General features: G+C 69.1%; 13 protein-coding genes and 1 pseudogene. 8 read left to right on the top strand and 6 right to left on the bottom strand.

From position 1 onward, the window contains the following. Positions 1–246: 246 nt before the first annotated feature. Both ACFZDL_RS41875 and ACFZDL_RS41870 read right to left on the bottom strand, forming a co-directional pair. Positions 247–1071 carry a PaaX family transcriptional regulator C-terminal domain-containing protein gene (locus ACFZDL_RS41875; protein ID WP_353595749.1) on the bottom strand — a complete coding sequence of 275 codons (825 nt, stop codon included), beginning with the start codon at positions 1069–1071 and terminating at the stop codon, positions 247–249. A 95-nt stretch (positions 1072–1166) separates the two neighbouring features. Further along, positions 1167–1592: a MarR family transcriptional regulator gene (locus tag ACFZDL_RS41870; RefSeq protein WP_353595752.1), complete on the bottom strand. Its 426-nt coding sequence runs from the start codon at positions 1590–1592 to the stop codon at positions 1167–1169. Positions 1593–1843: 251 nt separating this feature from the next. Here ACFZDL_RS41870 and ACFZDL_RS41865 point away from each other — a divergent pair, with 251 nt between their 5' ends. Genes ACFZDL_RS41865 through ACFZDL_RS41850 form a run of 4 tightly spaced genes read left to right on the top strand, consistent with a single transcriptional unit; the run spans position 1844 to position 5626 of the window. Continuing rightward, positions 1844–2761 carry an SDR family oxidoreductase gene (locus tag ACFZDL_RS41865; RefSeq protein WP_353595748.1) on the top strand — a complete coding sequence of 306 codons (918 nt, stop codon included), beginning with the start codon at positions 1844–1846 and terminating at the stop codon, positions 2759–2761. Next, complete coding sequence (locus tag ACFZDL_RS41860; RefSeq protein ID WP_353595747.1) at positions 2761–3636, top strand: amidohydrolase family protein; 876 nt, start codon at positions 2761–2763, stop codon at positions 3634–3636. Before ACFZDL_RS41865 ends, ACFZDL_RS41860 begins: the two co-directional genes overlap by 1 nt. 11 nt (positions 3637–3647) lie before the next feature. Then, entirely contained in the window at positions 3648–5174 is a 1527-nt protein-coding gene (locus tag ACFZDL_RS41855) for a long-chain fatty acid--CoA ligase (protein ID WP_353595746.1), read from the top strand. Beyond that, positions 5171–5626: a MaoC family dehydratase gene (locus ACFZDL_RS41850; RefSeq protein WP_353595745.1), complete on the top strand. Its 456-nt coding sequence runs from the start codon at positions 5171–5173 to the stop codon at positions 5624–5626. The genes ACFZDL_RS41855 and ACFZDL_RS41850 overlap by 4 nt, the downstream gene beginning before the upstream one ends. Positions 5627–6261: 635 nt before the next feature. Here the strand turns inward: ACFZDL_RS41850 and ACFZDL_RS41845 are convergent. Further along, positions 6262–7323, bottom strand: coding sequence for an aldo/keto reductase (locus ACFZDL_RS41845; RefSeq protein WP_353595744.1), 1062 nt, complete (start codon positions 7321–7323; stop codon positions 6262–6264). Between the two features lie 118 nt (positions 7324–7441). Between ACFZDL_RS41845 and ACFZDL_RS41840 the strand changes: the two genes are divergently transcribed. Then, the gene (locus ACFZDL_RS41840; RefSeq protein WP_353595743.1) at positions 7442–8275 is read left to right on the top strand and encodes a helix-turn-helix transcriptional regulator; all 834 of its coding nucleotides are present in this window, start codon (positions 7442–7444) and stop codon (positions 8273–8275) included. A 275-nt stretch (positions 8276–8550) separates the two neighbouring features. Here the strand turns inward: ACFZDL_RS41840 and ACFZDL_RS41835 are convergent, their stop codons facing one another. Further along, positions 8551–9510, bottom strand: a complete 960-nt coding sequence (locus ACFZDL_RS41835; RefSeq protein ID WP_353595742.1) for a CPBP family intramembrane glutamic endopeptidase — start codon at positions 9508–9510, stop codon at positions 8551–8553. Positions 9511–9662: 152 nt separating this feature from the next. On the opposite strand from ACFZDL_RS41835, the gene ACFZDL_RS41830 reads away from it, so the two are divergent. After that, the gene (locus ACFZDL_RS41830; RefSeq protein WP_353595741.1) at positions 9663–9857 is read left to right on the top strand and encodes a hypothetical protein; all 195 of its coding nucleotides are present in this window, start codon (positions 9663–9665) and stop codon (positions 9855–9857) included. Here ACFZDL_RS41830 and ACFZDL_RS41825 read toward each other — a convergent pair. Both ACFZDL_RS41825 and ACFZDL_RS41820 read right to left on the bottom strand, forming a co-directional pair. Beyond that, positions 9844–9978 (bottom strand): helix-turn-helix domain-containing protein, encoded by a 135-nt coding sequence (locus tag ACFZDL_RS41825; protein ID WP_353595740.1) that lies wholly within the window; start codon positions 9976–9978, stop codon positions 9844–9846. The genes ACFZDL_RS41830 and ACFZDL_RS41825 overlap by 14 nt on opposite strands. After that, positions 9924–11426, bottom strand: coding sequence for a PucR family transcriptional regulator ligand-binding domain-containing protein (locus tag ACFZDL_RS41820; RefSeq protein WP_353595739.1), 1503 nt, complete (start codon positions 11424–11426; stop codon positions 9924–9926). The genes ACFZDL_RS41825 and ACFZDL_RS41820 overlap by 55 nt, the downstream gene beginning before the upstream one ends. Positions 11427–11508: 82 nt before the next feature. Here ACFZDL_RS41820 and ACFZDL_RS41815 point away from each other — a divergent pair, with 82 nt between their 5' ends. Both ACFZDL_RS41815 and ACFZDL_RS41810 read left to right on the top strand, forming a co-directional pair. Then, on the top strand, positions 11509–12750 hold the full coding sequence (locus ACFZDL_RS41815; protein WP_353595738.1) for a cytosine permease: 1242 nt from the start codon (positions 11509–11511) through the stop codon (positions 12748–12750). Further along, a pseudogene (locus tag ACFZDL_RS41810) lies at positions 12747–13118 on the top strand (amidase family protein); the annotation flags it as partial. The gene ACFZDL_RS41815 and the pseudogene ACFZDL_RS41810, both read left to right, overlap by 4 nt. Between the last annotated feature and the right edge of the window lie 15 nt (positions 13119–13133).

Below are 13133 nucleotides of genomic sequence, written 5' to 3'. Positions count from 1 at the left end.
ATGTCCTGTGGGCCATGATCCGCGACGGAGCGTGTTACCAAGCCACATCGCCTGTTACGGCAGCAGCTTGACATCAGCATTGGGAAGCTCCTTGTGGGCGGCTGCGGAGCGGGGAACCCGGGAAATGCTCAGTGCACTGAACGAAGGCGTGGGGAATGTAGGGCCGATTTCTTACCGCCGTCAAGGCTGTGCACAATTTCGCTCGAGGCGGGAGCCGCGCCGTGGTGTGACATCTGCGAAAGACGGCTACGCCGGAACGGTTTCGATCAGCCGGCTCACCGCGTCCCGGACGGGCATCTCCAACAGGGCGTGGACCGCGCGGAATGTCTCCTCCGTCCCGGCGGCGGGCCAGTCCGCCGGCAGGTGCCGCACAGGCAACCGGGGATCACTGCGGATGACCTGGAGCCACTCGGTGGTCAACCGGAGGCGCAGCGCGAGGGCGTCCTCTCCCGCCAGGTCCACGCCACCCGAGGCGTACGGCCGCCAGAACGCGTCGAAGTCGCGGTACCGTGCGCACAGGCCGCCCAGATCCCAGGTATCGTTGATCATTTCGGCGATGTTCATGCCGGCATCCCCGCGGGCGCGGAAGACCTTCACGTGCGCGGCCAGGCCCAGCTCGGCCACGATCCCGGAGACGTCGATCTCGCCTGGCGCGATCCACAGTCCGCTGAACAGCGTGCCGAAGCCCGCCCAGGTCAGCTGGGAGCGCAGATCGTGCCGCTGGCGTTGCCACGACTCCGGGAGCGAGAAGCCGAGCAGGGTCCAGGTGCCGTCCCATTCCCGGTTGACCGCGCCCGTCTTCCAGATGCGCCGCTCGCCATCACGGAGGATCGCCTCCGAGCGATCGGTCAGGCCGACGTAGGTCCGCCGGCCCTCGCGCCGACGACTCAGCAGGCCGCGGCCGACCATGCGGGTGAGGGTGGACCGGGTGGCCTGCTCTCCGACTCCCGCGCGCCGGAACACCTCGATGACGCTCCCCGTATACACGCACACCCCGCGGCCCAGTACTTCGTCACCGAGGAAACTGAGCAGGAGGGACTGGGGGCGCAGGGCTGGCTCGGTCACACGCACACATTACGAGGCCGCCGCCCAGGCACGTGCGGCAAGCGGCACCCGGTCGGGTGCGGGCCGGGCGGCGGTCACGGCCGGACACCCGGCGGGGGGCATCAGTCGGGCCTGTTCCCGGCAACGCGCGCCAGGAGCGCGTGCAGCGTCTCCCGCTCGGCGGGGGCGAGCGGGGTGAGCAGTTCGTCGGTCACACGCTGACCTGCCTGACCGGTGTCACGGAGGAACACGCGGCCGCCCTCGGTGAGGATGACGATGCGGCTGCGACGGTCGTCGGGTGCGGGGCGGCGCTCGGCGAAGCCCAGCTTCTCCAGGTCGTCCACCAGGCCGACGATCGCGCTCGGGTCGTAACCGAGCCGGGCGCTGAGCTCTCGCTGCAACGCGCCCTCGCAGGTGGCAAGGAAGCGCAGCACGGCGTAGTGCCGCAGCCGCAGCCCCGACTCCTGGAGGAACGCGTTGAACAACTGACCGGAGCGCAGACCCAGGCGGTACAGCAGATAGCCCGTGTCCGCGTGCAACGCCCGCATCCACGGTTCGTCCGCGTCGATGGGGGGCGGGTTGTCGATGTGCTGACGGGCGATGGCGGGCTCCCAGGTCTCGGTTCCGGGGCGCCGATCTCGGCTCCCCAGCGGGGTTGGTCTCACTCATGTGCGGAGTCCAGCATGACGCACCCGAAGGTAACCAACAACTATTGACGACGACAATTATTGCTCTTAGCTTCGACCTCGAGCCGCATCCCGGCGCCGCACAGGCGCACCCCATGCGAAGGGACCCGCTCGTGCCCACCATCGATCTGACCGGCAAGGCCGCTGTCGTCACCGGCAGCGGACGGGGCCTCGGCCTCGCCTACGCACACGCCCTCGCCGCCCACGGCGCGTCCGTGGTCGTCAACGACGTCGACGAAGCCGTGGCCGAACAGGCCGTCAAGTCCATCACCAAGGCCGGCGGCAGCGCCGTGGCCGAGGTGGTCCCGGTCGGCGCCGCCGAGGCCGCCGACCGTCTCGTGAGCCGTGCCGTCGAGGAGTTCGGCCGGCTCGACGTCCTGGTCAGCAACGCAGGCATCCTGCGCGACAAGGTGCTGTGGAAGATGACCGACGAGGACTTCGACGCCGTCATCACCACCCATCTCCGAGCCACCTTCACCTGCGCCCGCGCCGCCGCCGTACGCATGCGCGAGCAGGGCGAAGGCGGCACACTCGTCCTCGTCGGCTCCCCGGCCGGGCAGCGCGGCAACTTCGGCCAGACCAACTACGCCGCCGCCAAGGCCGGAATCGCCGCCATGGCCCGCACCTGGTCCATGGAACTGTCCCGCGCGAACATCACCGTCAACGCGATCGTGCCGGTCGCCGCCACCGCGATGACCGAGACCATTCCCGCCTTCGCCCCGTATGTCGAGGCCCTGAGGAACGGCGAACCGCTGCCGGACTTCCTGCGCAAGGGGGAGGGATTCGGCACTCCGGAGGACTGCGCCGCCCTCGTCCCCTTCCTGGCCTCCGACGCCGCCCGCGGCATCACCGGCCAGTGCATCGGCATCGGCGGCGACAAGGTGGCGCTCTGGTCGCATCCGCAGGAGATCCGGACCGCCTACGCCGACGGCGGCTGGACCTCCGACGCCCTCGCCGACGCCTGGCCCACATCGGTCGGCGCCGAACCGCAGACGGTGGGCATCCCCGCGCCGCGGATCCCGGAGGCGTGATGGACCTTCAGAATCTGGTCGCCATTGACGTCCACACCCACGCGGAGGTGTCTTCCAAGGGCCATTCCTCCCTGGACGACGACCTGCACGACGCCTCATCCGCCTACTTCGGGATCGAGGGCAACCGGAAGCCCACGGTGGAGGAGACGGCCGCCTATTACCGCCGGCGCCGGATGGCCGCTGTCATCTTCACGGTGGACGCCGAGTCCGCGACCGGCACCGAGCCCATCCCGAACGAGGAGGTCGCCGAGGCCGCCGCCGCCAACGCGGACGTCCTCATCCCCTTCGCCTCCATCGATCCCTTCCGGGGGAAGGCGGGCGTGAAGCAGGCCCGGCGGCTGGTCGAGCAGTACGGGGTGAAGGGCTTCAAGTTCCATCCCAGCATCCAGGGCTTCTACCCCAACGACCGCTCGGTGGCGTACGGCCTGTACGAGGTGATCGAGGAGACCGGCACCGTCGCGCTCTTCCACACCGGCCAGACCGGCATCGGCGCCGGTGTTCCCGGTGGAGGCGGCATCCGCCTGAAGTACTCCAACCCGCTCCATGTGGACGACGTGGCCGCCGACTTCCCGAAGCTGAAGATCGTCTTGGCGCACCCGTCATTCCCCTGGCAGGACGAGGCCCTGGCGGTGGCGACCCACAAGCCAGGCGTGTACATCGACCTGTCCGGCTGGTCGCCGAAGTACTTCCCGCCACAGCTCGTGCAGTACGCCAACACGCTGCTGAAGGACAAGGTCCTGTTCGGTTCGGACTTCCCGGTGCTCACCCCGGACCGATGGCTGACCGACTTCGAGAAGCTCTCCATCAAAGACACGGTCAAGCCGAAGATCCTCAAGGAAAACGCGGCCCGCCTGCTCGGGCTGGCGCAACTGTAAGAGGTGGTCAGATGCGCAACGAGGGACTGGGGTCGTGGCCCGCACGCCGGGCCCGCAAGACCCCACACCGCACAGCCCTGATCCACGGCGAGCAGTCGACCGACTACCGCACCCTGCACACACGCGCCACCCGCCTCGCCCACGCCCTGCGCGCCCGAGGCATCGAACGCGGCGACCGCGTCGCCCACCTCAGCCCCAACCACCCCGCCTATCTCGAGACCCTGTTCGCCGCCGGCCTCCTCGGCGCCGTCTTCGTCCCCCTCAACACCCGCCTCGCCGGACCCGAGATCGCCTACCAACTCGCCGACTCCGGCGCCAAGGCCCTCATCCACGGCCCCGCACACGCCGGACTCGTTGCCGGACTGCCGGCCGGCACCGACGTACGGACCCATGTCGAGATCGGCGACGCATACGAACAAGCCCTGGCAGCCGCCCCGGCTGAGCCGATCGACGAACCGGTCACCCCCGACGACACCTGCCTCATCATGTACACCTCGGGGACGACCGGCCATCCCAAGGGCGCGATGCTCACCCACGCCAACGTCACCTGGAACGCCGTCAACGTCCTGGTCGACCACGACCTGATCGCCGACGAACGGGCCCTGGTCTCCGCCCCGTTGTTCCACACCGCCAGCCTGAACATGCTGACTTTGCCAGTACTGCTCAAGGGCGGTACCTGCGTCCTGACGGAGGCCTTCGACCCGGGCGCGACCCTCGACCTGATCGAGCGGCACGGCATCACCTTCATGTTCGGAGTGCCGACGATGTTCGACCAAGTGGCCCGGCACCCCCGCTGGCCGAACGCCGACCTGTCCTCGCTCCGCATCCTCACCTGCGGCGGATCACCGGTGCCGACCCCGCTCATCGCCGCCTACCAGGAGCGCGGGCTCACCTTCCTCCAGGGCTACGGCATGACCGAGGCCGCGCCCGGCGCACTCTTCATGGACGCCGAACACGCCGTCGGCAAAGCGGGCTCGGCGGGCGTACCGCACTTCTTCAGCGACGTACGGGTCATACGGCCCGACCTCACCCCGGTCGACGTCGGCGAGACCGGCGAAGTGGTGGTACGCGGACCACACGTCATGTCCGGCTACTGGGGGCTGCCCGAGGAGACGGAGGCCGCCCTCACGGACGGCTGGTTCCGCAGCGGGGACGCGGCCCGGGTCGACGAAGACGGTTATGTGTACATCGTCGACCGGATCAAGGACGTGATCATCTCTGGCGGCGAGAACATCTATCCCGCCGAGATCGAGGATCTCCTCCTCGCCCACCCGGGCATCGCCGAGTGCGCGGTCATCGGTGTCCCGGACGACACATGGGGCGAGGTACCCCGGGCGGTCGTCGTCCCGGCAGCGGACACCGAACTCGACCCGGACGAGGTGCTGACGTCACTGTCCGGGCAGCTCGCCAAGTACAAGATCCCCAAGTCGGTGGTGGTCGGGGACAAACTCCCGCGCACCGCTTCCGGAAAAATCCTCAAGTCCCGCGTGCGTCACCGCTACGGCACCCCAGCCCCTGAACAGGAAGCCGGCTCATGAGCATCACCGTCAACGGTTTGGACGAACTGAAGAAGCTCGCCGACAGCGACCTCGGCACCAGCGAGTGGATCGAGGTCACGCAGGATCGCATCGACACCTTCGCCGACGCCACCGGCGATCACCAGTGGATCCACACCGACCCGGAGCGAGCGGCTCAGGGCCCCTTCGGCTCGCCGATCGCGCACGGCTACCTCACCTTGTCCCTGTTCATCCCCCTCTTCACCCAACTCCTGGACGTACAGGGTGTGACCACCAAGGTCAACTACGGGCTGAACAAGGTGCGTTTCCCCGCGCCGGTGAAGGCCGGATCCCGCATTCGGCTCGTCGCCCGGCTCACCTCGGTCGAGGACGTACCCGGCGGCGTCCAGATCACCGTCGACGGCAGGATCGAGGTGGACGGCGGCACGAAGCCCGCGGCCGTCATGCAGAGCCTGTCCCGCTTCTACACCTGACCTGCGGCAATCGGTAGGTGCCGCGGTGCGGGCGTCCGGGGTGGGCCACCGCGCTCACCTTGTGGTCGTCCTGCCCTCGCCTCGGTCCGACCGCTCGGCAGTGGAGCTCGATCGGTGCCGAGCCGAGAACGCTTGGACTTTTCTCTGCTGCGGTGTCCCTGGCCAGGGACACCGTGGCGGCGGCGCCTCAGCCGTGGAGCGCGATTTCTCGGGCCTCGGCGTCCAGGTCGGGCGGGGCCCAGCTGGGTCAGGCGAAAGGTGGGTGCAGACCTGCAGACACGAGCTCCCGGACCGGACCTTGATCCGGAACCGGCGCCACCTCCGGCGATCCCGACAAGCTAAACGACCTCGACATCCGCAGCCGCTCCAGCTCGGCGCGCTCGGTGTCCCGCAGCCGGCCGCCCGAGGCAGCGGGCGCGGGCCGGTCGGATCGGCCTGCCCGTCTCGATCACTACGCTGCATGGCCTTGTGGGTGAAGTAGCTGCGGCGGACCCGGCCCTGGCGGCCGGGGTGATCAGCGACTGCAAGGCCGAGCGATCACCACGACCAAGATCCACTCAAGCAAGCGGCCCTGGGCCATGCCGGTGATCGCTCCGAGGGCAGCGGCTGTGCTGCCCTCGGGGCTCGATCGGGTATCAGCGGCGGGTTTCGATCTTCAGGTCGCCTGCGGTCACATTGCGGATGTGATCACTGGCGAGCATGTCGTGCGGAAAGCCGAGTCCAATCGCGCTGGCCTCGTCGAGGCGGGCCAGTTGGGAGGTGGTGAAGTCGACCTCCAGAGCGCCCAGATTGTCCTCCAGCTGCGCGGGGGTGCGGGCGCCGATGATCGGTGCCGTCACGCCCGGGTTCCGAAGGGTCCAGGCCAGCCCGATCTGGGCGGGTGTGCGGCCCAGCTCCGTGGCGACCTCCTTCACGACATCAGCAATGGCAAGGTTTCGTTCGGTGAGTGTGCCCAAGGCGAGGTTGAAGCTCTTGCGGGTGCCGTCGGGTGCAACGTTCGTCGCGGTCAGGTCGTCGCGGCTGTACTTGCCGGTGAGCACCCCGCCGGCCAGGGGGGAATACGGGATTACACCGAGTCCCATCTCCCGTGCCATGGGAATCAGGTCACGTTCCCCGGTACGCTCGATCAGGTTGTACTCGATCTGCAGCGCGACCAGCGGCGACCAGCCGCGCAGGTCGGCGATCGCCTGCATGCGCGACACCTGCCAGGCCGGGGCGTTACAGATCGCCACGTACAAGATCTTGCCCTGCCGGACCAGATCGTCCATGCCCCGCAGGATCTCCTCGACCGGTGTCGTGAAATCCCACACGTGCAAGTAGAGCAGATCGATGTAGTCCGTATTGAGCTGTCGCAGACTCGCTTCCACCGAAGCGAACAGGCTCTTGCGGTGACTGCCCGCGGAATTCGGGTCGCCAGGCCGGCGCAGCGTCGTATATTTCGTCGCCAGCACCAGGGTTTCGCGCCTGTCGCGGGCGAATTCGCCCAGCAGGCGCTCGGAGCTGCCGTTGGTGTAGGTGTTGGCGGTGTCGATGAAGTTGCCGCCTCGCTCTACGTAGAGGTCAAACAGCTTCCGTGCCTCGTCCTGCTCGGCACCCCAGCCCCAATCGGTGCCGAAGGTCGCCGCGCCCAGCGCCAGCGGTGAGACCCTCAGCCCGGAGCGGCCCAGCAGCCGGTAGGTGTCGAGGGTGAGCGGCATCGTGTCCTCCTGTGCTCGTGATCCGTTGCCGGGAACAAGGCTGTGACCGCCGCGAGCCCCGGGTAAGGGAAAGAGGTTCCTGGGAACGCCGGTCCTACCCTGGCTGTTGGGAACGAACATGACGACCCACACCGTGGACACCACACAGGAGCTGGCCGCGTTCCTGCGGACCCGCCGTGAACGGCTGAACCCGCGCGATCTCGGTCTGCCGTCCCGCCGGCAGGCCCGGCGGACCCCGGGACTGCGCCGCGAAGAGGTCGCTGAACTGGCCGGGGTCAGTGTCGACTACATCGTGCGACTGGAACAGGGGCGCGGGCTGCGGCCCTCGGCGGACGTGGTGGAGGCGCTGGCCCGGGCGCTGCGCCTGGCCCCCGTGGAACGCGCCTACCTCTTCAACCTGACCCAGCAGCGCCCCCGAAACGCCGACAAGCCCGCCACCACTGCGGCGTCGCCGCTGACCCGGCTGGTCGCCGACCTGTCGCCGCTGCCGTCCATGCTGATGAACCACCGCTATGACATCCTGGCCTGGAACCGCGAAATGACGCGACTGCTCATGGATTTCGACACCCTGCCGCCGTCACAGCGCAATGCGATGTGGCTGTGCCTGATGCATCCGGAGATACGCGAGTTCTACGTCGACCGGGAACGCGTCGTGCGGGAGGGAATCGCCCACCTGCGCGGTGCGTGGGCCGCACATCCGGAGGATCGGGCATTGACCGACCTCATCGTCGAATTCATGACCCGTAACGAGGAGTTCGCACGATTGTGGGCTGAGCGGGACATCAAGGTCAATGGCCGCGGGCACAAGGTGATGCGGCATCCTGACGCCGGTGTGATCGCAGTGCATTTCGAAGTGCTTATGCCGCTTGAAGATCCGGACCAGCGGTTGGTGATCTTCCGCGCTGCAGACGATGAGAGCCAGTCGGCATTGGACTGGTTGTGCGCACGATGATGTCGAACCGTCCATTCGCTCGCTGAGCCGAATCGTCATTCCGTCGTGTTTGGCCCGTACTTACACTTCGGTGGGGCGCATGGGCGCACAGCACATTCGCACAGCAGGGTCATTGCGGTGTTTCTCGCCCGATTGTCAATGTGCTGTACTTTGAGCCTCCACCAACTTGAAGTCTCCGGGCTTTCAGCCCGTACCGTCGTGACCAGGCCCTGGTGGGGCCGGCCCCACCGAACACGCATTTACAGTGTGCGGGCCGATGCAAGGTGAGGGAGGGTTCAGACCGTGTAGAACGATGGCCGGAGTCGGCCGGTCAGCGCCAGGAAGGTGACGAACGCGCCTGTGACGATCCAGCCGGGCCATCCGGCCATACCCATGTGCAGGGGATCCAGTGCTGCGCTGGAATCAGCGAACTCCTTGACCATACCGACGCTCACCGAACTCACGAAGGCATGGCCGATGACGGCGGGTACGACCGAGCCGGAGCGCAGACGCAGCCATGTGAAGACCGGCAGGACAAGGACGCAACTCACCAGCATGGCAGGTACCGACACATACCAGGGCCGCCCCGGGTACTGGCCGCCCATCAGCAGCGTGGGCAGGTGCCACAGGGCGAAGGCCGCGCCGGTGACCACGTACGCCCGTATCAGGCTTCGGCGGTCACCGTTCCCTACGAGGCGGGGGAAAAGGTAACCCTGCCAGCCCAGTTCCTCACCGAAGAACAACGGAAGCGACACCAGCATGTTCAGCACAGCTCCGGCCGCCCACGCACCGAGCCCGTTCCAGTGCACCCCACCGAACGGGTAGCGGCCGGCGAAGGCGCCGATGACGAGAGCAGCCGTCGTGAGGCCGGCGGGGACGATGAAAGCCACCAGGCAGGCCCGTGCAGTCCGCCCCCATGGCTTCGTCCAGCGCAGGGCGAGAGTGTCCCGCACCCGGCCGCTGCGCTCGACACAGCGGACGACGAGGATCGCGGCGAGAGCAGGCGCCAGCATCGCGGCCGCGATACACACCTGCTCCAGCGCACCGGTCTCCTCGCGCGCGTCGCCGCGCCGGTAACCACTCGCCAGGAGTGGTGACATGGCCGCCCACATGCCGATGTAGGCGACGCCGAGGAAGATGAACAGGCCACGTCGCGGTTGACGAGCGGTAAGGAAGGTCATGACGTGGACGCTACGGATCAACACAGCAGCGACGAATCCAGCTGGCACGTGTATCGACGGTGGAGCTGACTCCACTTCCTGCAGGAGATCTCCCTACCCGTCGAAGACAGTCAGCGGTCGACTTCGAGGTTGGTTATGACGAGCAGGGCGCGCAGGAGACGGGTGGCGTGGGCGGGGTCGGTGCGGAGTTTGGTGAGGGTCCGCCAGTGCTTGAGGTGTGCGAAGCCGTGCTCGACGTGATCATCACCCGAGGCGGCAAAACGATCAAAGCGATCGTCGTCGGCGACGCCCGCAAGTACTCCACCGTCCTGCTCGAGCCGAGCACAACCGCGGTCGCCCGGTCGGCAGAGCTGCTGGCCGAACGCCTGTCCCTGACGGGCGGGGGAGCGGGGTGTGCCACCGCCGCGGTCACGGGGCGGTGAGGGCATCGGCTTCGAGGGCCAGCAGGAGGTCCAGGCGTCCGGTGAGGGTGGCGGTGTCGCGACCGGTCAGCTCGGTGATGCGGGCGAGACGCTTGTAGAGGGAGTTGATGTGCAGGTGCATGGCCCGGGCGGTTGCGGAGGGACTGGCCTGGTGTTCCAGGAAGGTGCGCAGAGTGCTCTCCAGCCGCCCGTCGTGAGTGGCGTCATAGTCGCGGAGAGCCGTGAGGACGGCGGTGAGCTGGTGGAGGGTCTGGGGTCCGCCCGACTGAGAAGCGTGTGATAGGTGGGGAGATCGATCAGGCGGGCGACGGTGAGGTGGTGGCTGGTCTGGGCGAGGACGGCGCTCGCGCGGCGGGCTTCGAGCACGGCGGTGCGTAGCTGGGCGGGGCCGGCGACGGGCCCGCCGATGCCGATGACGCTGCCGTCTGGGAGGCGTGGCGGCCGGCGGTCCCAGGCAGCGTCTGTACCGGTGAGGCGGCGGCACCACGCGGGCAGCGGCTCGGCGGGCCGACGCCAGGTGCACACGGCGACGACGTCGGCGTGGCCGGTGGCGACCACGGCGGGGACGCCCTGGTCCTGGAGTGCGGTGCGGGTGGCGGCGGCGAGGTCCGTCATGGGGACGCCGGCACGGCTGGTGACGGCCAGCGCGGCCAGGGGCTGCTCGGGGTCGATACCGAACGCGCCCAGGCGACGGGTAATGGTGGTGGGGGATCCCACCCCGGAGACGATCATGTCGATCAGTTCGCTGGCGAAGCGTTCCTCGCTGGCTCTGACGGCCTGTCGGCGGGCGATCTCGATGGCCAGGTAGTGGGCTGCCTGGCTGAGGGCCTGTTGCTGGGGCTCGGTCAGGTCCGCTGCGGGGCGCAGGCACAGCAGCGCGGCATCCGGGTGGCCGACGGTGCCGACCGGCAGCAGGGTGGCGGTGGCGCCCTCGATGAGGGCGAGCTCCATAGGGGGAGGAGTGCGCGTGAGGGCGGTGGCGGCGGTGTGCGCGGCGTCGGCGCTCAGGGCCGCGTCCGCGCTGTGGGCGAGAACAGCGCCGGTGCGGTCGATGACGGCCAGCGGCAGTTCGTGCTCACGGCGCAGCACGCGCAGGACGCCGTCGGCGCCGGTGCCGGCGGAGATGGCGTCGGTGAACGCGGTGCCGCGGTGGAGGGAGGCGGCCAGGGGCGTCTGCCGTTCCGTGGCGCGGATGTCGGAGGCGGCCTGGGTGACGGCGGTGAACGGGACGTCGACAGGCAGCTGGAGCAGCGGGAGGCCGACCGCCCGGCAGGCGTCGGTCAGCGTGGCAGGGGTGTGGGGTGTGACGTCGCGCAGGCCGAAGACGATTCCGGCGGCGCCGGCGGCGAGGCAGTGGGCGACGAACTCGTCCGCGGGGGTCGCCGGTAGCCACAGCCCGTTGGTCAGGACAAGCTCGGTACGCCCGATGTAGCCGGAGGGATCGGGGAGTTCGGTGTTGTGGAGCCAGGCGATCTCGGCGTCGAGGGCGCCGGGCGGGCCGGGAACGAGGACGGACAGGCCCAGGCGGGGAAGATCGACAAGGGCACTGATGGTGAGCACGGTGGGCATTCTCCCATCCTCGGGACACGGGGTGGAGCCGATCCCCGAGCACGGACGGGACTCGTCGGCCCGCGACCAGTGATGGATCTGAGTGGGCGCCAACGTGGCGCCGATCAACTGGGTCCTGGGCGCACTGGGGATAACCCTGGGACTGAGCCTGGCGGAAACCCTGATGGTCATCGCAGCCGGGAACGCCGTGGGGTGCGCGGTGTTCGGGCGGCGCGGGGCGGTTGTCCCCGGGGTGATCCAGGGGGTGCTGACGATGGGCTGGGTAGGTATCAACACCTGGGTGATCCTGGACCTGGCGATCACGCTGCTCGCCAAGCTGGGCATCGAGGGCGGTGACGGGCTCAAGTACCTGGTCGCCGGGGTGATCATGGCCCTGCAACTGGGGCTGGCCGTCTTCGGGTTCTATGCCATCCGGACGTTCGAGAAGTGGACGGAGCCCGCGACGGTGGCGGTGATGGCCGTGATGACGGTGCTGTCGCTGACGCAGGTGGACGTGCGCTGGGGCGGCGACAGCGCCGAGAGCGGCGGGGAGACGTTCACCGCGGTCACCCAGCTGCTGACCGCGATCGGCGTCGGCTGGGGAGTGAGCTGGGTGCCCTACTCGGCCCACTACTCCCGGTTCGTCGCCCCGGGGGTGCCGGGGCGGCGGGTGTTCTGGGCGACCGCGCTGGGCATGTACGTGCCCACGGTCTGGCTGGCCGCCCTGGGGGCCTGCCTGGCCAGCGCGGGTGAAGGCGGAGACCCGTCCCAGTTGGTGGTCGCCGCCTTCGGGGTGATGGCCCTGCCGGTCCTGCTGCTGATCATGCACGGTCCGGTCGCGACCAACATCCTGAACCTGTACTCCTGCGCGCTGGCGGCGCTGAGCGTCGGGGTGCGGGTGGCCCGGTGGAAGGTGACGCTGCTGGCGGGGGTGGTGGCCACCGGCGTGCTCCTGGTGTTCATGCAGTCCCCGTCCTTCGCCCGGTCCTTCGACCACTGGATGGTGTCGATCCTGGTGTGGATCAGCCCCTGGGCCGGGGTGATGATGACCGAGTTCTTCATCCTGCGCGGGGGTCGGGTGGATGTGGCGTCCCTGTACACGACGGACGGGCCGCCGTGGCGCTGGCGGGCGCTGGCCGCGCTGTGCGCCGGGATCGTGGCGGGCTGGTGCTGGCAGTACGGGCTGGTGTCCGTCATGCAGGGACCGCTCGCCCGCGCGCTCGGCAACACCGACTTCTCCTGGCTGGCCGGCGGGCTGGTGGCCGGCGGCCTGCACTATCTGTTGGCCCGCCACGAACGCCGTGTGGCGGCCCGCACGCCGACGGTGGCCGGTGGTCCACGATGAGCGGCTCGGCCGGCCCGGTGACGGCCGTGGCCGAGGAGGCGCTGCGCCGGGCACAGATGCCGGAGGCGAGGGAAACCGTCATCACGCTCACCGCGGACCGCGCCCAGCGGGAGGCGAGGGCCGGCGCCCGCGTTCACCGCTTCGGGGGCCCGGCCGGGCCGGTGGACGGGCTGCCGGTCGTCTACAAGGACAACATCGACGTGGCCGGCACGGTCACCACGGCCGGGTCCCGCACCCGGGCCGGTCTGCCGGCCGCCGTCCGGGACGCCGCGGTGGTCCGGCGCCTGTCGGCCGCCGGGGCGGTCACCATCGCCAAGGTGAACCTGGCCGAGTTCGCCCTCGGCGGGCTGGGCACGAACGCGCACTACGGCACGCCCCCGCAA

This window comes from Streptomyces sp. NPDC007917 (genome assembly GCF_042959105.1).
In the GTDB taxonomy this organism is placed as follows: Bacteria; Actinomycetota; Actinomycetes; order Streptomycetales; family Streptomycetaceae; genus Streptomyces.
The sequence above is the reverse complement of the archived record's forward strand: the minus strand, read 5'-3'. Positions and strand labels throughout refer to the sequence as shown.